The 26,180-nt window shown below is 68.2% G+C and carries 27 protein-coding genes; 9 read left to right on the top strand and 18 right to left on the bottom strand.

From position 1 onward, the window contains the following. Positions 1 to 74: 74 nt before the first annotated feature. Together OEJ37_RS07375 and OEJ37_RS07380 are read right to left on the bottom strand one after the other, a co-directional pair. Positions 75 to 1,010 carry an HpcH/HpaI aldolase/citrate lyase family protein gene (locus OEJ37_RS07375; RefSeq protein WP_263343764.1) on the bottom strand — a complete coding sequence of 312 codons (936 nt, stop codon included), beginning with the start codon at positions 1,008 to 1,010 and terminating at the stop codon, positions 75 to 77. 41 nt (positions 1,011 to 1,051) lie between these two features. Next, positions 1,052 to 2,281 carry a Zn-dependent hydrolase gene (locus OEJ37_RS07380; RefSeq protein WP_263343765.1) on the bottom strand — a complete coding sequence of 410 codons (1,230 nt, stop codon included), beginning with the start codon at positions 2,279 to 2,281 and terminating at the stop codon, positions 1,052 to 1,054. A gap of 141 nt (positions 2,282 to 2,422) precedes the next feature. Between OEJ37_RS07380 and OEJ37_RS07385 the strand changes: the two genes are divergently transcribed. Continuing rightward, positions 2,423 to 3,385, top strand: coding sequence for a LysR family transcriptional regulator (locus OEJ37_RS07385; RefSeq protein WP_263343767.1), 963 nt, complete (start codon positions 2,423 to 2,425; stop codon positions 3,383 to 3,385). Positions 3,386 to 3,404: 19 nt separating this feature from the next. Here the strand turns inward: OEJ37_RS07385 and OEJ37_RS07390 are convergent, their stop codons facing one another. From OEJ37_RS07390 to OEJ37_RS07410, 5 genes are all read right to left on the bottom strand, one after another. Further along, entirely contained in the window at positions 3,405 to 4,331 is a 927-nt protein-coding gene (locus OEJ37_RS07390; RefSeq protein WP_263343769.1) for a 2-hydroxyacid dehydrogenase, read from the bottom strand. A gap of 51 nt (positions 4,332 to 4,382) precedes the next feature. Continuing rightward, the gene (locus OEJ37_RS07395) at positions 4,383 to 5,177 is read right to left on the bottom strand and encodes a class II aldolase/adducin family protein (RefSeq protein ID WP_263343770.1); all 795 of its coding nucleotides are present in this window, start codon (positions 5,175 to 5,177) and stop codon (positions 4,383 to 4,385) included. Between the two features lie 89 nt (positions 5,178 to 5,266). Beyond that, positions 5,267 to 5,914 (bottom strand): RraA family protein, encoded by a 648-nt coding sequence (locus OEJ37_RS07400; RefSeq protein ID WP_263343771.1) that lies wholly within the window; start codon positions 5,912 to 5,914, stop codon positions 5,267 to 5,269. 26 nt (positions 5,915 to 5,940) lie between these two features. Beyond that, positions 5,941 to 7,293, bottom strand: a complete 1,353-nt coding sequence (locus tag OEJ37_RS07405; RefSeq protein ID WP_174420292.1) for an MFS transporter — start codon at positions 7,291 to 7,293, stop codon at positions 5,941 to 5,943. Positions 7,294 to 7,453: 160 nt separating this feature from the next. Beyond that, positions 7,454 to 8,503 (bottom strand): AraC family transcriptional regulator, encoded by a 1,050-nt coding sequence (locus OEJ37_RS07410; RefSeq protein ID WP_263343772.1) that lies wholly within the window; start codon positions 8,501 to 8,503, stop codon positions 7,454 to 7,456. A gap of 71 nt (positions 8,504 to 8,574) precedes the next feature. Between OEJ37_RS07410 and OEJ37_RS07415 the strand changes: the two genes are divergently transcribed. Then, positions 8,575 to 9,777 carry an MFS transporter gene (locus OEJ37_RS07415; protein ID WP_152856690.1) on the top strand — a complete coding sequence of 401 codons (1,203 nt, stop codon included), beginning with the start codon at positions 8,575 to 8,577 and terminating at the stop codon, positions 9,775 to 9,777. 45 nt (positions 9,778 to 9,822) lie between these two features. Here OEJ37_RS07415 and OEJ37_RS07420 read toward each other — a convergent pair whose 3' ends face one another. Further along, complete coding sequence (locus OEJ37_RS07420) at positions 9,823 to 10,701, bottom strand: aldo/keto reductase family oxidoreductase (RefSeq protein ID WP_263343774.1); 879 nt, start codon at positions 10,699 to 10,701, stop codon at positions 9,823 to 9,825. A gap of 104 nt (positions 10,702 to 10,805) precedes the next feature. Between OEJ37_RS07420 and OEJ37_RS07425 the strand changes: the two genes are divergently transcribed. Continuing rightward, complete coding sequence (locus tag OEJ37_RS07425) at positions 10,806 to 11,705, top strand: LysR family transcriptional regulator (protein WP_263343776.1); 900 nt, start codon at positions 10,806 to 10,808, stop codon at positions 11,703 to 11,705. A 32-nt stretch (positions 11,706 to 11,737) separates the two neighbouring features. Here OEJ37_RS07425 and OEJ37_RS07430 read toward each other — a convergent pair whose 3' ends face one another. From OEJ37_RS07430 to OEJ37_RS07445, 4 genes are all read right to left on the bottom strand, one after another. Then, positions 11,738 to 12,583, bottom strand: coding sequence for a helix-turn-helix domain-containing protein (locus OEJ37_RS07430; RefSeq protein ID WP_263343777.1), 846 nt, complete (start codon positions 12,581 to 12,583; stop codon positions 11,738 to 11,740). Between the two features lie 48 nt (positions 12,584 to 12,631). Next, the gene (locus tag OEJ37_RS07435; protein ID WP_263343778.1) at positions 12,632 to 13,189 is read right to left on the bottom strand and encodes a carboxymuconolactone decarboxylase family protein; all 558 of its coding nucleotides are present in this window, start codon (positions 13,187 to 13,189) and stop codon (positions 12,632 to 12,634) included. Positions 13,190 to 13,325: 136 nt separating this feature from the next. After that, positions 13,326 to 14,087 carry an isocitrate lyase/phosphoenolpyruvate mutase family protein gene (locus OEJ37_RS07440; RefSeq protein ID WP_263343779.1) on the bottom strand — a complete coding sequence of 254 codons (762 nt, stop codon included), beginning with the start codon at positions 14,085 to 14,087 and terminating at the stop codon, positions 13,326 to 13,328. Then, complete coding sequence (locus tag OEJ37_RS07445; RefSeq protein WP_263343780.1) at positions 14,074 to 15,132, bottom strand: saccharopine dehydrogenase family protein; 1,059 nt, start codon at positions 15,130 to 15,132, stop codon at positions 14,074 to 14,076. Before OEJ37_RS07445 ends, OEJ37_RS07440 begins: the two co-directional genes overlap by 14 nt. A gap of 117 nt (positions 15,133 to 15,249) precedes the next feature. Between OEJ37_RS07445 and OEJ37_RS07450 the strand changes: the two genes are divergently transcribed. After that, a complete protein-coding gene (locus OEJ37_RS07450) occupies positions 15,250 to 15,843 on the top strand; it encodes a TetR/AcrR family transcriptional regulator (protein ID WP_174420284.1) in 594 nt (197 codons plus the stop codon). A gap of 31 nt (positions 15,844 to 15,874) precedes the next feature. On the opposite strand, the gene OEJ37_RS07455 is transcribed toward OEJ37_RS07450, so the two are convergent. Beyond that, positions 15,875 to 16,342, bottom strand: a complete 468-nt coding sequence (locus tag OEJ37_RS07455; RefSeq protein WP_175917470.1) for a MarR family winged helix-turn-helix transcriptional regulator — start codon at positions 16,340 to 16,342, stop codon at positions 15,875 to 15,877. 81 nt (positions 16,343 to 16,423) lie between these two features. Here OEJ37_RS07455 and OEJ37_RS07460 point away from each other — a divergent pair, with 81 nt between their 5' ends. Both OEJ37_RS07460 and OEJ37_RS07465 read left to right on the top strand, forming a co-directional pair. Continuing rightward, positions 16,424 to 16,792, top strand: coding sequence for a hypothetical protein (locus OEJ37_RS07460; protein WP_263343781.1), 369 nt, complete (start codon positions 16,424 to 16,426; stop codon positions 16,790 to 16,792). 88 nt (positions 16,793 to 16,880) lie between these two features. Continuing rightward, entirely contained in the window at positions 16,881 to 17,498 is a 618-nt protein-coding gene (locus OEJ37_RS07465; RefSeq protein WP_263343782.1) for a glutathione S-transferase family protein, read from the top strand. A gap of 127 nt (positions 17,499 to 17,625) precedes the next feature. Here OEJ37_RS07465 and OEJ37_RS07470 read toward each other — a convergent pair whose 3' ends face one another. The 5 genes from OEJ37_RS07470 to OEJ37_RS07490 all read right to left on the bottom strand — a co-directional run bounded on the left by OEJ37_RS07470 (position 17,626) and on the right by OEJ37_RS07490 (position 22,905). After that, entirely contained in the window at positions 17,626 to 18,348 is a 723-nt protein-coding gene (locus OEJ37_RS07470) for an HAD family hydrolase (RefSeq protein ID WP_263343783.1), read from the bottom strand. A 29-nt stretch (positions 18,349 to 18,377) separates the two neighbouring features. Further along, positions 18,378 to 19,349 (bottom strand): ornithine cyclodeaminase family protein, encoded by a 972-nt coding sequence (locus OEJ37_RS07475; protein ID WP_263343784.1) that lies wholly within the window; start codon positions 19,347 to 19,349, stop codon positions 18,378 to 18,380. A gap of 111 nt (positions 19,350 to 19,460) precedes the next feature. Then, the gene (locus OEJ37_RS07480; RefSeq protein ID WP_263343785.1) at positions 19,461 to 20,591 is read right to left on the bottom strand and encodes a DSD1 family PLP-dependent enzyme; all 1,131 of its coding nucleotides are present in this window, start codon (positions 20,589 to 20,591) and stop codon (positions 19,461 to 19,463) included. Positions 20,592 to 20,721: 130 nt separating this feature from the next. Then, positions 20,722 to 21,648: a LysR substrate-binding domain-containing protein gene (locus OEJ37_RS07485; RefSeq protein WP_263343866.1), complete on the bottom strand. Its 927-nt coding sequence runs from the start codon at positions 21,646 to 21,648 to the stop codon at positions 20,722 to 20,724. A 342-nt stretch (positions 21,649 to 21,990) separates the two neighbouring features. Continuing rightward, positions 21,991 to 22,905 (bottom strand): NAD(P)/FAD-dependent oxidoreductase, encoded by a 915-nt coding sequence (locus tag OEJ37_RS07490; protein ID WP_263343786.1) that lies wholly within the window; start codon positions 22,903 to 22,905, stop codon positions 21,991 to 21,993. Between the two features lie 141 nt (positions 22,906 to 23,046). On the opposite strand from OEJ37_RS07490, the gene OEJ37_RS07495 reads away from it, so the two are divergent. From OEJ37_RS07495 to OEJ37_RS07505, 3 genes are all read left to right on the top strand, one after another. Then, the gene (locus OEJ37_RS07495) at positions 23,047 to 23,487 is read left to right on the top strand and encodes an Rrf2 family transcriptional regulator (RefSeq protein ID WP_174422016.1); all 441 of its coding nucleotides are present in this window, start codon (positions 23,047 to 23,049) and stop codon (positions 23,485 to 23,487) included. Positions 23,488 to 23,747: 260 nt separating this feature from the next. Continuing rightward, positions 23,748 to 24,341: a DUF2760 domain-containing protein gene (locus OEJ37_RS07500; RefSeq protein ID WP_263343787.1), complete on the top strand. Its 594-nt coding sequence runs from the start codon at positions 23,748 to 23,750 to the stop codon at positions 24,339 to 24,341. Next, the gene (locus tag OEJ37_RS07505) at positions 24,338 to 26,179 is read left to right on the top strand and encodes an Hsp70 family protein (RefSeq protein WP_263343788.1); all 1,842 of its coding nucleotides are present in this window, start codon (positions 24,338 to 24,340) and stop codon (positions 26,177 to 26,179) included. The genes OEJ37_RS07500 and OEJ37_RS07505 overlap by 4 nt, the downstream gene beginning before the upstream one ends. The last annotated feature ends 1 nt before the right edge of the window (position 26,180 follow it).

Below are 26,180 nucleotides of genomic sequence, written 5' to 3' on the forward strand. Positions count from 1 at the left end.
GCGCTGCCTGCGGAGTTGCGAGGTGGCTGCGTGGTTTATCCGTCGCCGATATGCGTGCGTAAAATTCTGTTTTTTTAATCGCCAGCATTAGTGGTGCTTATGCTCGACCCCCTGGCGTGCACGTCGGCCATGCGCCGGCATTGCGTATGGCGTTCGAGCAGGCGGCGCGCGTTGTTCGCGTCCGGCGCGTCGATCCTGTCGGGCGCGGCGCCGTGGCCGGACGCTGCTTGCGCACGATAGGCGTCGAGCAACGCGCGTGCTGCATCCGCGTCGGCGTCGGTAGGCGTCAGCGCGCGGTTGATGGCGTCGACGTGTTCGGCGAACACCGCGCATTTCGACTGGAAGCCGAGCTGCGTCGACGTATCGAGGTCGAGCGCGAGCGTGTCCGGCGCGCGGTAGGTGCAGGGCAGATCGATCGGTGCGCGACCGGCGGCGACGCACTCGATCAGGAACCGGCTGCGCGCATGCAGCAGTTCGCGCCCGTCGCGCGAGCGGCGTGCGCCGAGGCTGGCTGCGAGATCCTCGACCGCCAGCATCGCATGGCGGATGCGCGGGCTTGCGGTGAGCATTGCGCCGAGGTGCACGAGCCCGTATGCCGACTCGATCGTCGGCACGATTTCCGTCGACCCCTCCGGAATACCGTGATGCGCTTCGAGCGCCGTCAACGCATCGGACAGCCGGGTGAGCTGCAGCGGGGTTTCCGCGTGAGGCAGGAAGATCGCCGCGGGCCGGCCAGGCATCACGCCATCGAGATCGTCGTGGCCGTCATGTTCCAGTTTGTTGATCCGCACCGCGCCGAGCGCGCCGCAGGCAGCCGCGTCGGCGAGCAGTGCGACGATATGCAGGCGGGCGGCCGGCCGGTCGGCGGGCACGGTCATTTCTTCCAGGTCGGCGACGATCGCGTCGGCAGACGTGCCGAGCGCGGCGACGTGGGCGGCGGTGTCGGCGCCGGGCACGAAAAGCCAGGCGCGTCGCAGCGTGGCGAGCGGTCGATGAGGGTAGCGTGTCATGGTCGGGGACGATTGCGGGGGCAGGAAGCGGACGGGATCGGTCACGCGCGACCCGCACGGGCGAGCATCGCATGCAGCAGCACGTCCGCGCCGCGCGCAACATCGGCTGGCAGCGCATCCTCGGCTTCGTTATGGCTCAACCCGCCGACGCACGGAATGAACACCATCGCGGTCGGGCAATGTTTCGCGAGATGGATCGCGTCGTGTCCCGCTCCGCTGATGATCCGCTGGTTCGGATAGTCCAGCCCGTCGACCGCGTGCTGAACGGCGTCGACGCAGGCCGGATCGAACGGCGTGGCCGGGCTGACCCAATGCTGGCTGATTTCGACCGTCACGCCGCGCCGCGCGGCCACCGCGCCGAAACGTGCGCGCACCGCGGCTTCCATGTCGGCGATCGCCGCGTCGTCCGGATGGCGCAGGTCGACCGTGAACGCGACGTCGCCCGCGATCGTATTGCGCGACGCATTGCGGATCTGCCATTCGCCGATTGTCGTCAGGCCCAGCGGAAAGAAATCGGCGGCGATCGCCTCCAGTTCGGCGGCCATGTCGGTTGCGGCGAACAACGCATCCTTTCGGTATTGCATCGGCGTCGTGCCCGCATGCGCGGCCTGGCCCGCGACACGCACGTCGAGCCAGCGGATCGCCTGGCCGCCCGTCACGACGCCGATCGGTACCCCGTTTTCCTCGAGCACGGGCCCCTGTTCGATATGCGCTTCGAAGTAGGCGTCGAACACCGTGCCCGGCACCGCGCGCTCGCCCGCGTAGCCGGTCGCGTGCAACGCATCGGCGACGCTTTCGCCCGCCGCATCCCGCGATCCGAGCGCGGCTTCCAGCGGCATCACGCCGGTGAACGCGGCGGAGCCGAGCATCGCCGGCGTGAACCGGGCGCCTTCTTCGTTGGTCCACACGACGATCTCGATCGGCCGTTCGGTGTCGATTCCCGCGTCGTTCAGCGTGCGCACGACTTCGAGCGCGGCGAGTACGCCGTATACGCCGTCGAAGCGCCCGCCTTCGGGCTGCGTGTCGAGGTGGCTACCGCTCGCGACGGGTGCGGCAGCGGCTTGCCGGCCCGCGCGCCGCGCGAACAGGTTGCCGACGCGATCGACGGACAGCACGAGCCCTGCTTCCCGGCACCACGTCTCGAACAGCGCGCGGCCGGCCGCGTCTTCCCGGGTCAGCGCGAGGCGGCGCACGCCGCCTTTCGTGGTCGCGCCCACCTGCGCCATATCCATGAGGCTCTGCCAGAGCCGTTCAGCATTGATCTTCAGCATCGTCGAGGTTCCTGATCGGTCGGCCGCCAGACGGCCGGAGTTCATCGTGTCGTCTTTATCGAAAATTCAAAATAATTAGTCCAATTTTTAATCGTTATCCTGAGTATAATTTTTGCGAATGATGAAGCCGTGAGACCCGCGATGAGCAAAGACCGCCCCGATACCTACCTGAACGACCGCCTCGACTGGAACCTGCTGCGGACCTTCCTCGCGATCGCGCGGGAGAAGAGCGTGAGCCGTGCAGCGATGCGCCTGCACCTCACGCAGCCGGCCGTGAGCCAGGCGCTGCGGCGGCTCGAGGAGCAGCTCGGCCTGCGCCTCGTCGACCGCCACGGGCCGCGCATCGAGGTCACGCAGGCGGGCATCGAGGTGCAGCAGATTGCCGAGGACATCTACGGCACGATCTCGCGCCTGTCGCTTGCCGACGTCGATCGCGATCACGACATCTCGGGCACCGTGCGCATCGGGATCGTCAGCGGCATCGACTTTCCCGCGTACGACGATTTCCTCGCCGAATTTCATCGGACCTATCCGCGCATCGAATTCGAAAGCCAGGTGATGCGCAGCGCCGACGTCGTCAACAGCCTGCAACAGAGGGCGCTGACGCTCGGGCTGACACCGCGTCGGGCGCTGCCGAAGCGCATCGACGCCCGCGTGTTCCTGCGCCAGCACTACGCACTGTTCTGCGGGCGTCATCATCCGCTGTTCGGTCGCGACGGTCTGCGCACGGCCGACCTGGCCGGCCTGCCGTTCGTGTCGTTCACCGGCGACAAGGTCGGCGACCACATGTCGCCGCTGACGATCTTTCGCGACGAGATGGGTTTCACCGGGCGCGTGATCGCGTCGTCGTCGAGCATGGCCGAGGTCAAGCGCTTCATCTTCGCGGGGCTCGGGATCGGCTGCCTGCCCGAGCACATCGTGCGGGACGACATCGCGCACGGACGTTTCCAGCGCTTGCCGCCCGACGAAGGCGTGGCCGACGTCGACATCCATTTCCTGTGGTCGCAGGACCGCAAGCTCAATGCGGCCGAGTCCGCGTTCGTCGACGCGCTGAATGCGTTTCTCGACCGCCAGGAGGCGCTCGACGCGCCGGCCGCGCAATGACGCGGCCGGCCACCGGCGTTCAGTAGCCGCGCGCGACATCCACCACGTTGTGCAGCGGCTCGCCGTCCAGCAGCCGCTGCACGTTCTGCGCGACCTGCTGGCCGATCGTGTCGGAACTGGCGACCGACGCCATGTGCGGCGTGACGATCAGGTTCGGCGCATGCCATAGCGGATCGTCGGCGGGCAGCGGCTCGACCGGGAACACGTCGACGAGTGCGCCGCCGAGCTGGCCGCTTTCGAGTGCCGCGGCCAGATCGGCGACGACGAGATGCTCGCCGCGTCCGACGTGGATCAACTTCGCACCCGGCTTCAGCCGGCCGAGCGTCGCCGCATTCAGGATGCCGCGCGTTTCGTCGGTCAGCGGCAACAGGCACACGAGGATGTCGGTGCCGGCGAGAAACGCGTGCAGGCCGTCGTCGTGCTCGAACAGTTCGACGCCGGGTAGCGCGCGCGGCTGGCGCGCCCAGCCGCGGACCGCGTAACCGCGCTGCTGGAGATCGACCGCGACACGGCCGCCGATCTCGCCGAGCCCCATGATGCCCACCGTGCATTGCGACGGATGCGCCTGTTCCGGGCGAAACCAGCGTGCTGCCTGCTGGTTGTGCATCGCGAGGTCGAGCCGGCGATGGAAATGCAGCACGCCCCACGTGACGAACTCGCTCATGCCGCGCGCATGCTGCGGATCGACGACGCGGCACAGCGGCAGCGCGGGCAGCGTGGCGTCGGCGAGGATGTTGTCGACACCGGCCGCGATGCTGTGGACGAGGCGCAGGTTCGGCATCGCGGCGAGCGCTCCGTGCGACGGATCCCAGCACGCGGCGACTTCCGCATCGGCGGCACCCGGTTCGCCGTGCATCACGACGTTGAAAGCCGGCGCGGCGCGCCGGATCGATTCGACGAGATGCGACATGTCGTAGCTTTTGCTGAGGAGTGCGATTGTAGTCATCGGAATCAGTGGCTGGGGCCGGCCGGATGGCCGGCACGTGACGAAGAGGTTTCAGCAGCGGTAGTCGGATGCGGGATCGTCGATCAGGCGCAGCGCGGCGCGCCACGCGGTGTCGGCGATGTCGGCCGAATCGTCGCGCGTGAATTGCGCGGCCGTGCGCCTGCAGACGTCGACGCTCGGCACGATCAGCTTTGAACCGCCGGCCATCGCCTGCACTTGCGCCTGGCATGCGCGTTCGAGGAAGTAGATTTCGTGGAATGCCTCCGCGGCTGTCGCTCCGCCCGCGAGCAAACCGTGATTGCGCAGGATCATCGCCTTGTGCGTACCGAGGTCGCGCACCAGCCGCTCGCGTTCGGCGAGGTCGAGGGCGATGCCTTCGTAGTCGTGATAGCCGAGCTTTTCGTAGAACTTGAGCGCATGCTGGCTGATCGGCAGCAAGCCGTTTTCCTGCGCGGAAACGGCGATGCCCGCGGCGGTATGCGTATGTACGACGAAGTGCAGGTCGTCTCGCGCGGCATGGACCGCCGAGTGGATCGTGAAGCCCGCCGCGTTGACGCGGAACCGGGCAGGGTCGCCGGCTGCGCGCGTGTCGATCACGTTGCCGTGCGCATCGATCTTCACGAGATCGGACGCGCGCATTTCGTGGAACAGCACGCCGTAGCGGTTGATCAGGAAGGTCGGCGTGTCGCCGGGCAGGCGCGCCGAGATGTGTGTGTCGATCATGTCCGTCATCCGGAAATGCGCGACGAGGCGGTACAGCGCCGCAAGGTCGGTACGGATCGCCCATTCGTCCGGCGGGCAGTCGTGCGTGCCGGCCGGCAGGCGTGCGTCTTCGAAGGATCGCATCGGTGTCTCTCCATGTTCAGGCATTGGTGGCGGGGTAGTGTTCGCCCGAGCGGGGCGGCCCGTCAATTTCATTGTGCTAATGCGCATCATTAGCGTGGCGAATGCTCGCGTTGCGCGGCGACGGACAGCACGTCGGATACCGGTTCGCCGGCCCGCAGGCGGGCCAGCAGGGCCGGCTCCGCGCGGTCCGACGCAAGTGCGGCTTCGATGACGGCGGCGAGCGTTGCTGCGTCGGCGAACAGCACGCCGTTGTCGTCGGCCACCACGATCGAGCCCGGTGCCACCGTCATGCCGCCGCATCGAACGGGCACGCCGAACGCGCTTGCGCCGTCGTCGAGGCGCTTGGTCGTCAACGCGCTCGTGCCGCTTGCGAAGACGGGCAGGCCGATCTGCCGGAGTTCGCGCAGATCGGTCACCACGCCGTCGACGACGATGCCGGCCGCGCCCATGCATTGCGCGGCCGTCGCCGTGACCGCGCCGACGCACGCATGCGCGTGGTCGCCGTGCATGTCGATCACGAGGACGTCGCCGGTCGTGAGCCGCGCCAGCGCGCGGTTGACCGCGATCGCGTCAGGGCTGCGCAGTTGCAGGGTCACCGCGCGGCCCACCAGCTTCGCGTCGGGGACGAGCGCCCGCAGTACGGGGTGCGCGAAGCCGGTTTCGAGAAAGTGGCCGAGCGTCGGGAGGCTCACGTCGCGCAGTTGCTGCGCGAGTGCGTGATCGAGGGAGCGTGTCACGGGACGCACCGTTCGGTTGGCCGGATTCATGCTCGCCCGCCGGCCGCTTCGTCGCGGTGCGTGTTCGAGGACAAATCGCGTTTCAGCGTTTCGGTGAGCAGCAGGAGGGCGAGCGCGGATACCAGTGCGGACGCAACCATGTACCACGCGACCGACGAGCCGCGCCCGGTCGCCGACAGCAGCGCGGTCGTCACGATCGGCGTGGCGGCGCTGCCGAGCAGGCCCGACAGCATGTAGCTGACCGACAGCCCCGAATAGCGCACTTCGGTGCCGAACAGTTCGGCGAGGAAGGTCGCGATCGGCCCGTAGTTCGCCGCGAACGCGGTCATCATCAGCAGGTAGCCTGCGAGCGCGAACGAGAATTCGCGGCTATCGAGCAGCCAGAACATCGGGAAGGCAAACAGCGCCTCGGCGAGAATGCCGCCGATGATGACGGGCTTGCGGCCGATCCGGTCGGAAAGACGGCCGAACAGCGGCAGCATCACGATGCAGAGCGCGCAGGAGATCAACGCGATCGACAGCATCGCGCCGCGCGAGAAGCCGAGCGTCTGGGTGCCGTAGGTGAGGCCGAACGCGACCATCAGGTTGAACGCGGTGCCGGTCGACATGGTCGCGACGCCGCCGAGCACGACTTGCTTGCCGTAGCGGCCAAGCACCGCGGCGATCGGAAGCTTCACCTGTGCGGCGGCTTCCTTGACCTTCGCGAAGGTCGGCGTTTCGCTCGTGTTCAAACGGATGTACAGGCCGACGCCGACGAGCAGCGCACTCGCGAGGAACGGAATGCGCCAGCCCCACGCGAGCAGCGACGCAGGTGTCAGCATCGTACTGCTGACGAGGAACGCGAGATTCGCGATCAGCGTGCCGGCGGGCACGCCGATCTGTACCCACGAACCGAACAGGCCGCGCTTGCCGGCAGGCGCATGCTCGACCGCCATCAGTACCGCGCCGCCCCATTCGCCGCCGAGCGCGAGCCCCTGGACGATGCGCAGCGTCAGCAGCGACACGGGCGCCCAGATGCCGATCGCGCCATAGCTCGGCAACAGGCCGATCGCGAACGTCGCGCAGCCCATCAGGATCAGCGACACCAGCAGCATCGACTTGCGTCCGAGCCGGTCGCCGAAATGGCCGAACAGCGCGGCGCCGACGATGCGCGCGAGATAGGCTGATGCAAAGGTGCCGAACGCGAGCAGCGTGCCGACGATCGGCACGAAGCTCGGAAAGAACACCTTGTTGAAGACGAGCGCGGACGCGGTCGCGAACACGAACAGGTCATACCATTCAACCGTCGTGCCGATCACGCTCGCGACGGCGATGCGCTTCAGGTCGTTGGGGGCCGCATGAAGCGCGGGGGATGAGGCGGCGGGACGAACCGTGGCCATGGCGTTCTCCGGGGTGGGGCGGTCAGCGTTGAGATGACGGGCCGCGCAGCGTGCGCGGCAGATGCGCCTTTATCGGAAGCCAAAAACAATAAGTAAAAGTGCGTTTTCTGATTCTTTGTATTAATGGCGTTGATGATCCGTCCAGCGGTTGCCGGGATTTTCATTGCTGGTCGGCTACCTCGCCGTCCGCGCGCACGGCGCCCGGCGGCTTTCCGACCACGCGCTTGAACGCGCGGCTGAACGCGGCGAGCGAACCGTAGCCGAGCCGGTACGCGACGGCTTCGATCGTCTCGCGGTCGCGCGCGATCCACTGCGCGGCGAGCCGCATCCGCAGCTCGGTCAGGTAGCGCACGGGCGTCATCCCGGTCGCCGCGAGAAAGCGCTCGGCGAACACCGAGCGCGATACGCCCGCTTCGGCGGCCAGCTCCGCGACGCTCCAGTTGCGGCCCGGGTCGCGATGCAGCGCGACGATCGCGCGGCCGAGCTTCGGCTCGCGCAGCGCCTGCACCCAGCCCGACGCGTCGCCGCATCCGCACTCGACCCAGCCACGCACGATGAATGCCGCGACCACGTCCGCGAGCCGCGCGAGGATGCCCGCGAAGCCCGCGCGCGCCGAACAGGATTCGCGCTCCATCGCGTCGAGCATCGGGCGGATTTCCGGGTAGCGCGCGAGCAGCGTGCCGACGTGCATGAACTCGGGCATCGTGCCGACCAGCGGCTGCATGCCGCCGAGGTCGAGCTCCATGCATGCGCTGAAGATCAGCGCATCGCCGGCGCCCGGCTCGGTCGTCGCGCCGGCCGCGGGCGACGTGCCGGCCGACGCCACCGACGCGACCGTATCGCAGATCTTCGCGACTTCGAAGCCGTTGATCTCGCGGCACGGCGCATCCGGATCGGACACCAGCGCATGCATGCGCCCGTGCGGCAGCAGGATCGCATCGCCGGCTTCGAGCCGCATCGTTGCGCCGGACGCATCGCGCAGCAGCACGGGCCCGCGCCCGACGAAATGGAACTGCGCGCGGCCCGGCGCCTGGCCGAAATTCAGCCCGAACGGCCGCGCGACCTGGATGCGGCGGTACTGGACGCCGCTCAGCCGCATCCCCAGCAGCAGCTCGCTGACGAGATCGTGCACGTCGGGGACGGGGGGGAGCAGCGGTTCGGACATGGCGAGATTCGGACGATCGATCAACAAGAACGGATTGTATGTCATAGACCGTCCTGCTGCCGGTCCTTACGATACGCCGTCATCAGTACTTTCCCTAGACGAAAACGGAACGCCACATGAATCCCGGAATTTCCTCGGCCGCCTCGACGGCGGCCACCCGCGAACCGGCCTGGGGCGCGGTATTCGCGATGACGCTCGGCGTCTTCGGGCTCGTCACGGCCGAATTCCTGCCCGCCAGCCTGCTCACGCCGATGGCCGACAGCCTCGGCGTGACCGAAGGCGTGGCCGGGCAGGCGGTCACGGCCACCGCGACGGTCGCGCTCGTCACGAGCCTGCTGATCTCCGCGTTGACGCGGACGATCGACCGGCGGCGCGTGCTGCTCGCGTTCTCGGTGCTGCTCGTCGCATCGAATCTGGCGGTCGCGTTCGCGCCCAACCTGACGACGCTGCTGATCGGCCGCGTCGTGCTCGGCGTCGCACTAGGCGGCTTCTGGACGATGGCGACGGCCACCGCGATGCGGCTCGTGCCGACGGCGATGGTGCCGCGCGCGCTGTCGATCATCTTCAGCGGCGTGGCGGTCGCGACGATCGCGTCCGCGCCGATGGGCAGCTACTTCGGTCACCTGATCGGCTGGCGCAACGTGTTCCTGATCGCGGCCGGGCTCGGCGGCGTCGCGTTCGTGTCGCAGGTGATGACGCTGCCGTCGATGCCGCCGAGCGGCACGACGCGGCTGCGCACGCTGATCGACGTGCTGCGCCGGCCGACCGTCGGCCTCGGGATGTTCGCGACGATCCTCGTGTTCACCGGGCATTTCGCGTTCTTCACGTATCTGCGGCCGTTCCTCGAACAGGTCGCGGGCGTCGGCGTGAACGGGCTGTCGGCGATCCTGCTCGGCTACGGCATTGCCAACTTCGTCGGCACGTCGCTCGCGGGCCGCGTGCTCGAACACCGGCTGCGGCCGATGCTGATCGGGATGCCCGCGCTGATGGTCGTGCTCGGCATCGCGCTCGTCGCGCTCGGCCGGGCGCCGATGCTCGACGCGGTGCTCGTCGCGTTGTGGGGGATGGCATTCGGCGGCGTGCCCGTCGCATGGTCGACGTGGGTCACGCGCACCGTGCCCGACGAGGCCGAGAGCGCGGGCGGGCTGATCGTCGCGGCGATCCAGCTCGCGATCGCGACGGGCGCGGCAGCCGGCGGCGTCGTGTTCGACGCGAACGGTGCGGCCGGCGTGTTCGTCGGCGCGGCGGTCGTGCTCGCCGTCGCGGTAGCGACGATCGTGACCGGCGTGCCGAAGCGGGTGGGCGTGGTGGTGTCCTAACCGGCCGGGCGGCCCGCGTTTCGCAGGCCCGCCGGCAGTCGTCCGTCAGGCGGCGCCGGCGCCCGCGATGCGGTCGAGTTCCGCGAGCGCATCGTCCGGCAGATCGAGGTCGGCCGCCGCGAGATTCTCGCGCAGATGCGCGACCGACGACGTGCCTGGGATCAGCAGGATGTTCGGCGCGCGGCGCAGCAGCCACGCCAGCGCGACCTGCATCGGCGTCGCGCCGACGCGTGCCGCGACGCCGGACAGCGTCGACGACTGCAGCGGCGAGAAGCCGCCGAGCGGAAAGTACGGCACGTAGGCGATGCCGTCGCGGGCCAGCGCGTCGATCAGCGCGTCGTCGCCGCGATGCGCGATGTTGTAGTGGTTCTGCACGCAGACGATGTCGCAGATCCGCCGGCCTTGCGCGACCTGCGCGGGCGTGACGTTGCTCAGGCCGACGTGGCGGACGAGCCCGCGCCGCTGCAGTTCGGCGAGCGCGCTCAGCGGCGCCTCGATCGATCCTTCGGCCGGCCCGTGTGTGTCGAACATGATGCGCAGGTTGACGACGTCGAGCACATCGAGCCCGAGGTTGCGCAGGTTGTCGTGCACGGCCCGTTCGAGTTCGTCGGGTGCGAACGCGGGCAGCCACGATGCGTCGTCGCCGCGTCGCGCGCCGATCTTGGTGACGATCACGAGATCGTCGCGATAAGGATGCAACGCATCGCGGATCAGCCGGTTGGTGACGTGCGGGCCGTAGAAGTCGCTGGTGTCGATATGGTCGACGCCGGACGCGACGGCTTCGCGCAACACGTTCAATGCTGCGTCGCGGTCCTTCGGCGGGCCGAATACGCCGGGCCCCGCGAGCTGCATCGCGCCGTAGCCGATTCGTCTGACGTTGCGATTGCCGAGCCTGAAGGCGGCGGTGTGCCGAATGTCGGGCATGACTGTGCTCCTGTGAATCCGTGGATGAATGCGCCCAGCATAGGCATTGGCCGTCTGCGCGATAAGCCGTCATAATCCGCACGGGTTGTACGAAAAGGCGAACAATGCAAACCGATCTGGGCGATCTGAATGCGTTCATGGCCGTGGCGCGCGCCAGCGGATTCCGCGACGCCGCACGCATGACGGGCCTCAGCGCGTCGGGGCTGAGCGAGGCCGTGCGCCGGCTGGAGGCGCAGCTTGGCGTGCGGCTGCTGCATCGCACGACGCGCAGCGTCGTGCCCACCGAAGCGGGCGAGCGCCTGCTCGCGCGTCTCGGGCCCGCGTTGACCGAAGTGGCGGCGGCGCTCGACGGTATCGGCGAATTCCGCGACAGACCGGCCGGCACGCTGAAGCTCAACGTGCCGCTCAGCGCGGCCCGGCTCGTGCTGCCCGCGATCGTGCCGCGCTTTCTCGATGCATACCCGGAAATACGGCTGGAAGTGATCGCCGACGAAAATTTCGTCGACGTGCTGGCGGCCGGATGCGACGCGGGCATCCGCTACGACGAACGGCTCGAACAGGACATGATCGCGGTGCCGATCGGCCCGCGCATTCAGCGGTTTGCGACCGCGGCGGCCCCCGCCTATCTCGACCGTCATGGCCGGCCGCGGCATCCGCGCGAATTGCTCGACCATCGTTGCCTGCGCGGGCGCTTCGCGAGCGGCGCGATGCCGCCGTGGGAGTTCGAGCGCGACGGCGAGGTCGTGCGGGTCGAACCGGCTGCCGGGCCGCTGCTGGTGCAGATCGGCGGCGCGTCGGACCTGCTGGTCGACGCGGCGATCGCCGGCACGGGCATCGTGCATCTCTTCGAAGAGTGGCTGCGCCCGCATTTCGAAAGCGGCGCACTCGAACGCATACTCGAACCGTGGTGGCGGCCGTTTTCGGGGCCCTTTCTCTATTACCCGGGGCACCGTCTGGTGCCGCCGGCACTGCGCGCGTTCGTCGATTTCATCAAGGCATCCTGAACGCTGCGGGCGGGCGACGCGCAGCCCCCCGCTCAGCGCACCGGCGCGTGCGCGTCGAGCAACTGCCGGTGGCGCGCTTCGGTCGCGTCGTCGGCGGGAAACATGCACTCCATGCGCAGCTCCTGCGCGGCGGCGCTTTGCGGCGTGCCGACCGTCGTGATCAACGAGAAGTAACGCAGCACGACGCCTTCGTGCACGAAGCCGATCGGGATGACCGGCAGCGCGGGCGCGGCGGCCGGCACCGGCGGCGTTTTCCAGTCGCGCGGTGGATCGGGAAAGGCGAGCAGGTCGTCGAGCAATCGCTGCGTGTCGTCGTCGATCACGCGGCCGACCGATTCGCGATACACGCGCTGCAGCAGGCTGCGCGACACGCTGTCCCAGTCGGCCAGAAACGGCCGCATGCCGTGCGGATCGAACATCAGGCGCAGCAGGTTGCGCGGGCCTTCGCGCGCCGCCATGTCGATGAAGCAGCCGAAAAAGCGCGGCGCCGCATCGTTGGTCATCAGCACGTTCCAGTGGCAATCCATCACGATCGCCGGAAACGGATCGTGCTGGCGCACGACGCGCTCGAGCGCGCGGATCACGCCGTGCATCTCGTGCGCGTTCCACGGCGCTTCCGAATACATCGGCGCATAGCCGGCCGCGAGCAGCAGCGCGTTGCGCTCGCGCAGCGGTACGTCGAGCGTCTGCGCGAGCGTCAGCAGCGTGTCGCGGCCCGGCACGCTGCGTCCGCTTTCGATGAAACTGATCTGGCGCTGCGAGATGCCGGCGTCGAGCGACAGGTCGAGCTGGCTCACGCCGCGCAGGTCGCGCCAGTAGCGCAACAACTGCCCCAGTTCGCGTGGCGGCGCGTTCGGATCGCGACGGCTGGCGTTCATCGGCTTTCCCTGGTCGTTCCGTGATCGACGCGCACGACTATAACGGACTCACGCGGCGCTCGCATGCCATGCGAACGCGTCGAACGGGGCTTCGAGTGTGGGATGCGCCACGCTGCCGACGTAGTTCGTGATCGTCGACGCGGCGACCACCGCGATGACTTCGAGCAACTGTTCTGCGCTGAATCCGGCGTCGAGGAAGGACTGCCGGTCGGCGTCGGCGATGCGGCCACGCGTTTCGATCAGTGTGCGTGCCATGGCCGACAGCGCGGCCAGTTTCGCGTCGCCGGGCAGGCCGCCGCGACGGATCGCGTCGACGTCGGCGTGGAGCACACCCTGTTTCAGCGCGAGCGCGGTATGGAACGCGACGGGCCATTCGCTCGCGTTCGTGACCGCGTTGGTGAGCAGCAGCGTCTGGATCTGCGGCTCCGTGAGGCTGCTGGCGTGCACGCGCTCGAACAGGCCGATGAAGCCGTTGATCAGCACCGGCGATGCGGCCATCGTCGCGGCGATGTTCGGGATCAGGCCGAAGGTTTGCTGAAGCTGCCGGAGTACGGGCTTCGATTCGGCAGGCGCCGAATCGATCGTATGAAGCGGATAGGCGAACATGATGTCTCCCGGGCGACGAGCACCGCCGGAATGGCGGCGCGACACCCGAAGCGTAGGGACGGTCGTGTCGCGCGCCAATTACATCGCATGTAATCGTTCGACGCGCGCCGCGACGCCCGGCCGTCCCGCGAATCCGCTAGCCGCCTTGCTTGACCATTGCCGCAAGCGTCTTCATCGCCTGCAGATACGGATACGGCCCGTGGCTGATGCGGGCCACGCCGTAGTCGGCGAGTTCGGCGAGCGTCGGCGTTTCCGCGACGCGCATCACGTTCACCGGCAGCGGCGACGCGGCCGTCAACTTGCGAATGAGCACGGGCGAGCGCAGGCCCGGCACGAAGAGACCGTCGGCGCCGGCCGCCGCATAGGCGCGTGCGCGGGCCAGCGTTTCGTCGAGCAGGCGTTCGTCGTGCGTGTCGGCCGGCGCCTTGAAGAACACGTCGGTACGCGCATTGATGAAGTAGTCGGCGCCCGCGCGATCGGCCGCCTGCCGTGCAGCCGCGAGACGCGCTACCGCTGCTTCGACGTCACGCAATTCGCCTGTCGCAGGAAAACTGTCCTCGAGGTTGCACCCGACCGCACCCGCTTCGATGCTGAGCGCGATCGTTTCGGCGACATCCTCGGGCCGCTCGCCGTAGCCGCTTTCGAGATCGACGGTGACGGGCAGATTCGTCGCACGCGTGATCCGCTCGAGCACTTCCATCAAGAGCGCGCGCGGCATCTGCTCGCCATCGACGAAACCGTTGGCCGCGGCTACCGACCAGCTCCCGGTCGCCAGCGCGACCGCACCCGCGTCGGCCGCAGTGCGCGCACTGCCGGCGTCCCACACGTTGAACAGCGCCAGCGGCTGGCTCGCGCGGTGAAGCGACCGGAAATACGCGCCTTTCTCATTGCTGCTCATGCTTGTCTCTCCTTGTGAAAACCGGATCGGTGGTCGTGCCGAACGATACTGCCACCGTATCGAGCGCCGCGAGGAAATCGCGCGCATCGAACAATTCGCCGAGGCTGCGCACGCCGCCTGAAACGACGGACTTGCCGGTCATCAGGCGCACGGCCGCCTCGACGATGATCGGCGCGCTGACCGCGTAGATGTCGCGCCCCGACGCCGTGACGCGATGCGTCGTGCCGCCCTGCGCGATGATCGCGTCCATCGCGAACTGCTGCGCCGAGCGGCCCAGCGCATCGGTCGGTTCGGGCGGCGGCGTGGCGGCATCGCGCACGTCGCGCAGCGCGAGCGTCGCGAGCCACGATTCGATCGTATCGATGCGCAGATGACGCGAGAGTGTCATCACTTCCGAAAACGGCAGCAGCGTCACGTCGACGGTGCCGATCGGCGCCGGGAACGGCCACACGCGTTCATGCGCCGTCGACGGCACCGGCGTCGGCTTGCCGTCCTTCTGGACGAGCCGCACCGCGCGATTGCGTTCGCCCGTCACGCGCGTGCCGCGCGTCGGGTGCCAGCTGTCGAGGCCGGTCGCGATATCGACGCGATCGATCGGCTCGCGCTGGTCGACGACGGCCGAAACGAGCAGGTCGGCCAGGCCGCCGTAGAACGCCGCGGCGGGAACGACGGTCACGCCCGCGGCGCGCGCACGGGCATCGGCATGTTCGGCCAGCGCCAGCACCGACGGCTGTTCGGCCGTCAGGTCGAGATAGGGGATGCCGGCCCGCAGCGCGGCATCAGCCAGCGGCAGCGCGGTATCGAGGTACGGGCCCGCGCAGTTGATCACCGCATCCGCGCCGCGCAACGCGGCGTCGAGTGCGGCCGGATCGTCGATCGCCGAGACGCGCGAAGGCGCGGCGTCGCTTGTGCCGCTTTCCGCGAGCCGCGCGGCATCGCGGCCGATGCGGATCGCGCCGATGCCGCGCCGGGCCAGTTCGGCGACGACAAACCGCCCGGTGTGACCCGTGGCGCCATAGACCGCAACCGTCTTTCGATCGTCCATGATCAACTCCGCTACAGAACGGTCTGTTTTATAGTACAGACCTGTATCGTCGTCAACCTCGCGGTGCTATGATCGGTCCACTGTCGCGGTACGGGCGGCCTGGACGGCCGAGCTTGGATGAAAAAGGGAACGGACACACACGGGGGCGCGCCCGACACGCGCGAACGCATTCTGCAAACGGCCAGCGAGCTGTTCTACAGGGAAGGCACGCGCGCGGTCGGCGTGGACCTGATCGTCGCGCAGGCGGGCGTCGCGAAGACGAGTCTCTATCGCCACTTCACGACGAAGGACGACCTGATCGAGGCGTTCCTGCTGCGCGAGGACGCCGATTTCTGGGCGCATTGGGATGTGGTGGCGCAGCAGTACAAGCGCACGCCGCGCGAGGAGCTGGACGCGCAGCTTCAATGGATCGGCGAGCGCATTGCGCGCCCTGGCTATCGCGGCTGCCCGCAGATCAACATCGCCGCAGAATATGCAGACGACAATCATCCGGCCCGCAAGGTCGCCGTCGCGCACAAGCAGGAACTGCGGCGTCGGCTGACGGAGCTGGCGAGCGCGATGCGGATCGACGAGCCGGAAACCTTCGCGCTGCGGCTCGCGACGGTTATCGACGGCGCACTGAGCAGCGGGCGTGCGCTGCATGAACACGGCCCGGTGCATTTCCTGCAGGAATTCGCGCAACTGCTGCTGCCGAAGAAGGGCAGGAAGTAACGCGGCACGCGGCCGCGATCCGCGCGGCGTCTCAGCCGCGGGCAGCCGGCTCCGCCGACAGCGCGCGCAACTGGCCGCGCAACAGATCGACTTCCCCCGGCGCGAATTGCCGCTCGATGTCGGCATGCGTCTGCTGCCACAGCGGGAAGGCCTCGGCCAGCAGGTCGTGGCCGGCCGGCGTCAGCTCGAGCAGGCGGCTGCGCCCGTCGTCCGGATCCTGCGCGATCGTGACGAGCCCGCGCCGCTCGAGCGGCTTGAGCGCGGCGGTCAGCGTGGTGCGGTCCATCGCGAGCAGCGACGCGACCGATTTCATCGGGGCCGGCTGCGGCCGGTTCAGCGACATCAGCAGCGAAAACTGGCCGTTGGTGAGATCCAGCGGGCGCAGCACATCGTCGAAGATGCGCGCAAGGTTGCGCGCCGCGCGCTGCATGTGCAGGCACAGGCAGCAATCGCGCACCATCAGCGTCGTTTCGAAAGGGAGCTTTTCTTTGCGTGCCATGTTGCAATTGTGTTGATATCAACCTATCTTGTCAAGGTCGAGGCGCGGCAGCCCGCCGCGCCCGTCACCGGAGGAGAAAGCATGAGTGCTCAACAGCAGTTGTATCTCGCCGTATTCCTCGGCAGCAAGGACAGCCCGCGGATGAAGGCCTGGGTCGCGCTTTCGGACCAGGAGCGGCGTGCGAAAGAGCAGGAGGGCATCGCCGCATGGAAGGCGTGGGTCGAACGTCATCGCGACGCGATCGTCGAGCTGGGCGGGCCGCTCGGCAAGACCAAGACCATCGATGCTGGCGGCATCAGGGACACGGCCAACGCGCTGAGCGGCTTTACCGTTGTGCGGGCGGCTTCGCACGATGCGGCGGCCGCGCTGTTCGAAGGCCATCCGCATTTCACGATTTTCCCGGGCGAGACGATCGACGTGATGCCGGTGCTGGCGATTCCCGGTGCGTGACGATGCCGGCGCGCAGCGCATCGCGTAGCGTCGATGCGCCGTGGCCTGCATGCGGAGATTTTCCCGACATTCTGGATGGAGACATGCGATGAAGCTTTACGGATTTGCCGGCACCCGCTCGCAACGCGCGCTGTGGGGGCTGAAGGAACTGGATGCGAATTTCGAGTTCGTGTCGGTCAACCTGCTCGCGGGCGAGCACAAGCGGCCCGAATTCCTGCGCCTCAATCCGGCCGGCAAGGTGCCGGTGCTGGTGGACGGCGACCTCGTGATTCCCGAGTCGGCCGCGATCGTGCTGTATCTCGCGGACAAGTATCCGGAGAAGGCATTGCTGCCGGTCGATCCGGCGCTGCGCGCCGAGGCCTATCGGTGGGTCATGTTCGCGGTGACGGAGCTTGAACAGCCGCTGTGGCGGATCACGCGCCATTCGTTCATCTATCCGCCGGAGAAGCGTTCGCCGGCCGACATCGAACTGGCGCGCGAGGATTTCGCGACGATGGCCGCGATCCTCGACAAGCATCTCGAAGGGCGCGAGTTCATCGTCGGCGACACGCTGACGGTGGCCGATTGCGTGACGGCCTACCTGATCGACTGGGCCAGCGAATGCAACCTGATCGAACCGTTCCCGCAACTGCGGGCGTATCTCGACCGCCTTTACGCGCGGCCGAAGGCGCCGCAGCGGATTGCGGAGGCGCGCAAGGCGGCGTGACGGGGCGGTGGCCGGTCATGCGCTGCATTGGCATGGCCGACCGCGATGTTTGCGCAACGGACAACCGGCGGTCAGCCGCGCTTCACAGCGGTGCAGCGTGCAGCGTGAGCGCGGCGCGCGCATGCGGTCACGATACGTTGTCGGGCCCGCCGAGCGCGCGACACAGCATCGACAGGTCGCGGAGGGTGAGGTGCGGCGTCGCGGCATGCTGCGGATCGTGCTCCACTTCCGGCTGATGGTCGCGCACCACCCATGCCGCCTGAAGCCCCGCATTCAATGCACCGACGATATCGAGGTGGAAGTCGTCCCCGATGTGCAGTAATTCCGCCGGCCGCACGTCGAGTGCCTTCGCCGCCGCATGGAATATTTCGGGTTCCGGCTTCGCGATCCCGAACGCACGCGCGCTGAGCGTTTCCCGAAAGAATTCGCCGCCGCCGGTCAGCCGGAGATCCGCGTTGCCGTTCGTTACCGCGATCAACGGAAACCGCGCGCTCAGCCATGCCAGCGCCGGCAACGCGTCTTCATAGAATTCGACGTTGTTCCGAGCGGCATAGAAGACGTCGTAGGCGCGCTCGGTCAGCGCGACATCTTCGTTCGCGCGCTCCAGCGCAAGCCGGATCGAGCCGATTCGCAACGCGCGATAGTCGCTGACGAGGTCCGGGCGCAAACGTTCGTATTCCTCACGTAGCTCGCTCAGCGTCTGTTGCGTGGGCAGCACGCTCGCGGTATCGGGCGCGTGCTCGATCAGCCATGCGCGAAGCGCCGCTTCGGCCCGTGCGACGGAAGGCCCGAACGGCCACAGGGTGTCGTCCAGGTCGAACGAGAGGGCGGATACGTCAGGCAGGCGCATGGCGGATGACGGTGCGGGGTGGAGGGCGTTCACCACGGCCATGGTACTGAGGTTCCCGTGCCGTTTTCAAGGGCCTGCCCATACAGGAAGCGCGCAACGGTCAGGTCCTGGAGCGCGAGTCCGGTCATGTCGAATACGGTGACGTCGCTCGGCGAGCGGTCGATCGACGCCGTTCCGGCGAGCAGGTCGCCGATTTCGGTGCGCGGCAGATCCGGCGCCCACTGACACTCGCCGATGCTGCGCGCCTGATCATGATCGTCCACAAAAACGCGCGCGCGTTCCAGCACGCCTGCCGGTAGCTCGCGCTTGCCCGCGGTGTCGGCACCCACACAGGTCAGGTGGGTACCCGGCTGAACCGCATCCGCATCGAACAACGCACCGCCGCCCGGCGTTGCCGTGATGACCACATCGCTATCGGCCACCGCGTCGTTCCGGTCGCGAGCGACGCGGATCTCGCATCGTTCATGGAAGGCCGATTCGAACACCGGGTCCGGCTCGCCACTGGTGTTCACGTACTGCACCGCGCAACGTTGCGGCAGCAGCCGGAGCGCGTATTCGAGCTGGACGCGCGCCTGCACGCCCGTGCCGAACACGCTGATCCGCGTGCTGTCGCGGCGGGCCAGCAGTTGCAGCCCGAGGCCGCCTGCGGCACCGGTCCGCGCGGTGGTGATCGCGTTGCCGTCCATGATGCAGAGCGGGCGGCCCGTGGCCGGATCGAACAGCGCAACGGTTGCCTGATGCGGCTCGCCGCCGCGGGCCCGGTTGCCGGGCCAGAATCCGGCCGCCTTGAACCCGAGCAGATCCTGGCTCGCGACGTCGCCCGACTTGATGCCGAATACGCCGCCGGTGTGCAGCTTCTCGCGGACCACCGGGAACACGCGTCCGGCTCTTTGGCTGTGCAGCACAAAGGCTTCCCGCACCGCAGCCATCACTTGCTCGGCCTGAAGGGCGGGTTCGACGGCATCGCGGTCGAGAAGAAGGAGTCGGGCGTCTGTCGGCATGTGGGGTCAGGTTTTCCGCCGCAAGGCGAATCGGGAAGGTTTAAAGTGTGTCCAGATTTAGACAAATAGTCAATGTGTGGGCGAGATGGCTTCGATGGGAGGGGGCGCCGCTCACCATCCATAGAAGCGCGGCCATGCGTGTGCGGTGCCGTCTTCTCCGATGGCCTGATATTCGGGATGTTGCGCGCCGGTGGCGCACGCGTGATTCGGCAGGATGCGCAGGCGCGTTCCGATCGGAAGCCGCTGCGCAATGCCCGTGTCGGGCGAGCCCGTGCGCGACACGATGCCGTGCTCCTGGTTCGCTGCGCTCACGATGTAGTCGCCGAGCACTTCGCCGTCTTCGGTGCAGACCTGCCCGTAGCCGAAATCGCGGGCCTGGCGCTGCGTGCCGCGGTCGCGGCTCATCGCCATCCAGCCCGCGTCGACGATCGCCCAGCCTTTTTCTTCCTGATGCCCGATGACGGTGGTCAGCACCGACAACGCGATGTCGGACAGCTCGCACACGCCGATGTTGTGCATCACGAGGTCGAACATCACGTACACACCGGCGCGAACCTCGGTGACGCCGTCGAGGTTTTCCGCCGCGAGGGCGGTGGGCGTCGAACCGATACTGACCACTGGGCAGGGCAACCCGGCGGCCTTGAGGCGTTCCGCGGCCCGCACGGTGCGGCTGCGCTCCTGTTCGGCGATCGCCGCCAGCGCTTCCCGCGTGTCGTATTCGTAGCTGGAGCCCGCGTGGGCCAGAACCCCGCCAAGCATCATCCCGCCGTCGACCAGTGCGCGGCCCATGTCGATCAGCAGGTCGCCTTCGGGCGGGACGCCCGAGCGATGGCCGTCGACGTCGACTTCGATCCAGACCTCGAAGCGTTCGCTGTGCTCGCGCCCGAATTCGGCGATCGCGTGTGCGGCCTGCAGGCTGTCGGCGACGATCTTCAGGTCGCAGCCCTGCCGGCGCAGCGCGAGCGCCTGGCTCAGCTTCGCGGGCACCATGCCGACCGCATAGACGATGTCCCGGACACCGCTCGCGAAGAACTGCTCGGCTTCCTTGAGCGTCGACACCGTGATGCCCTGCGCACCTGCCGCGATTTGTGCGTCGACGACTTGCCGGCACTTGGTGGTCTTGACGTGCGGCCGGAACCTGACGCCGAGTGCGTCCAGGTGTGCCTGCATGCGGTCGATGTTGCGACGCATGCGGCCGACATCGATCAATGCGGCCGGGGTGTTGAGGGTTTGAATGTGCACGATGCGTTGCCTCGGAGTGTTGCCGACGCGAACACTGTAGGGCAACCGACGGTCACGATGTTTAACGCATGACTAATCCATCATTAAGCGACGTTTAATTGGGAATGAATCTCCCGGACCGTGGCGCGGCTCATGCGTTGCCGCGCCACGGTGGCGGATCGAGAAACTGCCGCGCAGCTTCGAGAAAAACCCGTTGCCGTGCGGATCGGCCGGTGCGCGACGGCAACAGCGCCGTGACAGGCGCGGGCGGCAGGCTCCAGTCGGGCAGCAGCCGGACGAGTTTGCCGTTCGCCAGCAGCGGGGCGACGTCCCATTCCGAGCGTTCCACGATCCCGAGCCCGGCCAAGGCCCAATCGGTGATGACGGTGCCGTCGTTGGAGGACAGCGCGCCCGTGACGCGGATCACGGTGGACCGTCGGGACTCGTGTCGACCGTCGCCGCTTGGCGAGAAGCGCCATCGCGGAATGTCCTCGTCGTTCTCGCGCAGGCACAGGCAGTCGTATCGGGCGAGGTCGGACGGATGATTCAGTTCCTTGATGCGGCGCGCGTAGCCGGGGCTCGCGCACAGGAAGCGCTCGTTGGGCGCGAGCGGATAGCCGATCCACGAAGAGGATTTGAGGCTGCCGACGTGCACGACCACATCGGCCGCCGATGCGCTCGTCAACGGGCTCTCCGACAGGTGGAGCGAAATTTCGAGCTTCGGATGCGCGCGTTGTACGTCGCGCACGATCCGCGCGACATACTTGCGGCCGAAGCCGAACGGCGCGACGACGCGCAGCGCGCCCTGCACGTCGCCGTGGTCGCCCGAGATGCTGACCGGCAGCGCCTCCACGCGCTCGAGGATATCGACGGCTTCCTGGTACAGCCGTTGTCCCTCGTCGGTCAACGCAATCCCTTTCGACTGCCGCACGGCGAGCCGCGCGCTCAATCGCGCCTCCATCCGCTGCAGGCGAATCGTGACCGCGGGCGGCGTTAGATCGAGCAGGCGCGCCGCAGCGGCCAATGAACGCGACGCGCCGATCGCGCGCACGAGTCGAAGGTCGTCGAGATCGAGCATTTCAAGTCTCTTAATGCTGGCATTGCCGAGCATTAAACCGCACATCACGCCGCGAATCCATCGATGTGGCGAAATGCCGGCGCGGATTCGGGCATCGGGGCTCGACGTCGTGATCGCGCCGCTGATGCTCACGAACGTCCATACGATGGCCGGCTCGCCGTCGGCCGCGTTGATCGTGCTGCTTGTGCTCGCGTGCCGGGGCCGGTCGCGCGGCCGGCCGGTGGCGGATCAACGGGCGCGAGACGCGGCGGATTTCGCTGGAGGAGTGCAGCACGGAGGGTGGTGCGGAACCGGCGGCGGATGCGGCGGCGCGCGTCTCGTGATCTCCGGCTGCACGCCGCGTCACGCGTGCAGCCCGAAAATCAGCGACCGATGCGCGGCGATCCCCGCCGTCACGCCGGATGCCGACGCGAACGTCGCGTTGGTCATCGGCGTCGACGCGTCGCCGGCCGCGAATACCCCTGCGACGCTCGTCTGCTTCCACGTATCGACTCGGACGACCGGGCCAAGCGGCCCTTCGTCGAACGCGCAACCGAGCTGCTGCGCGAGATCGCTTGCCATTACCGTGCGCGCGCCGACGAACAGCGCATCGATCGGCACGACCTGCCCGTCGGCGAGCCGCAGCGCTTCGATACGCGGTGCATCGCCAAGAATTTCAACGACCGGCGATCGCTCGATGCGCACGCCGCGCGCGTCGAGCAATGCGGCTTCTTCCTCATTCGCTTCGACCACGCCCTGCGTGAACCACGTCGTCGGGCCCCAGTCCGGAATCAGGATCGCCTGATGCACGGAAAGCGGATGCGTGGCGAGCACGCCGAGCCGCTGGCCGCTCACCTCGTACCCATGGCAATACGGACAGTGCAGCACGCTGATGCCCCAGCGTTCCGCGAGCCCCGGCAGCGCGGGCAATTCATCGCGGATGCCGGTCGCGAGAATCAGCCGGTCGGCGCTCGCGCGGCGGCCGTCCGACAGCGTCACGTGGAAGCGGCCGTCCGCATCGCGCTCTGCCGTGCGCACCTCGCCGTCGATCCGCTGCACGGTCGGATACGCGTCCAGTTGCGTGACGGCTTCTGCAACGATCCGCGCGGGCGGCTTGCCGTCCTGCCCGAAAAAACCGTGCGCGTGTTCGGCAAAGCGGTTGCGCGGCCGGCCGGCGTCGATCACGAGCACGCGGCGTCGCGCCCGCGCCAGCTGCATCGCGGCCGACAGCCCCGCAAAGCTGCCGCCGACCACGATCACTTCATGATGGTTATGCATGCACTTGCTCCTGTTCTGAACCTGCGTGAATGACGAACGTGTCCCGATGGCGGCCAACTCATGAAACACGAGAAGTTGCATGATAGGGCGATGGTATCATTCATGCAACTTCATAAGTTTCGAGAGAAGGGAGCACCGCCCGTGAGAACCGACAGCCGTTTGTCGCGCATGCTGCATGCGCTGATCCACATGGACCAGGCCGACGGCCCGCTGACGTCGGAGGCGATCGCGACGATGCTGGCCACGAATCCGGTCGTCGTGCGGCGCCTGCTCGGCGGCTTGCGCGACTGCGGCTACGTGCAATCGGAGAAAGGGCACGGCGGCGGCTGGGTGCTGAGCGTCGCGCTCGACGACATCACGCTGCTCGACGTCTATCGCGCAGTGGGCGAGCCGCCGCTGTTCTCCGATCTGGTGCCGGAGGACGAGCCCGAATGCCTGGTCGAACAGGCCGTCAACTCGCATCTGTCGGCGACGCTTAAGGATGCCGAAGCGTCGCTGTTGGCGCGCTTCGGCGAAGTCACGCTCGGCATGCTGTCGCGCGATTTCGAGGCGAAGGCTGCGCTGCGGGGCTACACGCGCTGACGCGGCGCAGCATCCCGATCGATCGCGCTTGGCGTGCAATTCGGCGCGATCGGGCGCGGCCCAAACCGTCGCGTCGCGATGTTCTGTCCCCCGACTTCTGCCCGGTTCGCCCGCCACAGGGCAAAATACGGGTTTTCCGCACCCGCGAGGGCGCGTCCGAATCACGCGCCGGGCGGCGGCAGTGCGCATTGCGCACGCCGCCACCAGGCGCCCAGGCAAGATTGCTCGCCGTGTCGCGAGCCCACAGGAGTCCAGACCCCATGCCCGAATCCAACCTGTCCTTCTTCGGCCGGCTGTCGCTTGCCGTCGGCACGTTCTTCTCCGTGCTCGGCAACCGCGAGTTCGCGGCCGGTGTGCTGCGCGTGCGCGATGGCGCCCCGGCACCGGTCGCACCGGCACCCGCAGCCGCACCGGCTTCGGCGCCTGCACCCGTGCCCGCGCCCGTGAAGGCACCGGTGCCCGAATTGCGCGAAGCGAGCCCGCAGGCCGCGCTGCAACTGCTCGGCCTGCTGCAGCGTGATGCGCGCTTCATCGACTTCGTCGAGGAAGACATTGCCGGCTACGCGGACGCCGATATCGGCGCGGCCGCCCGCCTCGTGCACGACGGCTGCCGCGCTGCGCTGCGCGAACACTTCACGATCGTGCCGGTGCGCGACGAAGCAGAAGGCAGCCGCGTGACGTTGCCGGCCGGTTTCGACGCGACAGCCGTGCGCGTGACGGGCAACGTGGTCGGCTCGGCGCCGTTCACGGGCACGGTCAGCCATCGCGGCTGGCGCGTCGCCGACGTGCGCCTGCCGAAGCTGACGGGCAGCCACGACGCATCGGTGGTCGCACCGGCGGAGGTGGAGCTGTGAGCGATCCGCGTTATTCGATCGGTATCGACCTCGGTACGACCCACTGCGCGCTGTCGTACGTCGACAGCACCGCGAGCGACGGCGAAAAAATCACGCAGCAGGTGCTGCCGATCGCGCAGCTCACCGCGCCCGGCGCGCTGGAGTCGCGCGACCTGCTGCCGTCGTTCCTCTATCTGCCGCATGAAAGCGAACTGACGCAGGGCGACCTGACGCTGCCGTGGACGGCTTCGCGCGGCTTCGCGGTCGGCGAGATGGCGCGCACGCGCGGCGCGGGCACGCCGATCCGCCTCGTGTCGAGCGCGAAAAGCTGGCTGTGCCACCCGGGCGTCGATCGCCGCGCGGCGATCCTGCCGAGCGACGCGCCGCCCGAAGTGTCGCGCGTGTCGCCGCTGGAAAGCTCGATCCGCTACCTGACGCACCTGCGCGAAGCGTGGGACCACACGCATCCCGATGCGCCGTTCGTCGACCAGGACGTGACGGTGACGATCCCCGCTTCGTTCGACCCGGCCGCGCGCGAACTGACGGCCGAGGCCGCGCGCGCCGCCGGCTACTCGCGGATGACGCTGCTCGAGGAGCCGCAGGCCGCGCTGTACAGCTGGATCCAGAAGAGCGAAGGCGGCTGGCGCAAGCAGGTGCAGGTCGGCGACCTGATCCTGTGCGTCGACGTCGGCGGCGGCACGACCGACCTGTCGCTGATCGCGGTGGTCGAGCGCGACGGCAATCTCGAACTGCATCGCGTGGCGGTCGGCGAGCACATCCTGCTCGGCGGCGACAACATGGACCTCGCGCTCGCGCACGTGGTCGCGCGCAAGCTCGCGCAGCAGGGCACGCAGGCCGATCCGTGGCAATTGCGCGCGCTCACGTACGCATGCCGCGCGGCGAAGGAAACGCTGCTGTCCGACCCGACGGCCGACGCGGTGCCGCTCGTCGTGCCGAGCCGCGGCTCGAAGCTGATCGGCGGTTCGATCCGCACGGAGCTTACGCGCGCGGAACTCACGCAGACGATCCTCGAAGGCTTCTTCCCGCAGGTCGATGCGGCCGCGCGCCCGGTGAGCCGCGCGCGCGTCGGCCTGACGCAGCTCGGCCTGCCGTATGCGCAGGATGCGGGCATCACGCGCCATCTCGCGGCGTTCCTGGGCCGCCAGGTCGCGGCGCTCGACACGCTCGAAGGCGTGCAGCGCACGCTGCCGCAGGGCGCGACGTTCCTGCATCCGACGGCCGTGCTGTTCAACGGCGGCGTGTTCAAGTCGGCGCTGCTCACGCAGCGCGTGCTCGATACGCTCAACAGCTGGCTGGCCGCCGAGGGCGCGCCGCCCGCGCGCCTGCTCGAAGGCGCCGATCTCGATCTCGCGGTCGCGCGCGGCGCGGCTTACTACGGCTACGTGAAGCGCGGCCGTGGCGTGCGCATTCGCGGCGGCACGGCGCGTGCGTACTACGTCGCGATCGAATCGGCGATGCCCGCGGTGCCGGGGCTCGAACCGCCGGTGCAGGCGCTGTGCGTCGCGCCGTTCGGGATGGAGGAAGGCTCGGACGCGGCGCTGCCGCCGCAGGAGTTCGGCCTCGTCGTCGGCGAGCCGGTGCAGTTCCGCTTCTTCGGTTCGTCGGTGCGCCGCCAGGACCAGGTCGGCACGCTGCTCGACTATTGGTCGGCGGAAGAACTGCAGGAGCTCGAGGAAATCCAGGCGACGCTGCCCGCTGAAGGGCGCACGGTCGGCGAGATCGTGCCGGTGAAGCTGCACGCGCGCGTGACCGAAGCCGGCACGCTCGAACTCGAGGCGATCCCGAGCGGCACGAACGAACGCTGGAAGGTCGAGTTCGACGTGCGCGGCGCCGCCTGAG

This window comes from Burkholderia sp. BKH01 (assembly GCF_025685725.1).
Lineage (GTDB): Bacteria > Pseudomonadota > Gammaproteobacteria > Burkholderiales > Burkholderiaceae > Burkholderia > Burkholderia pyrrocinia_C.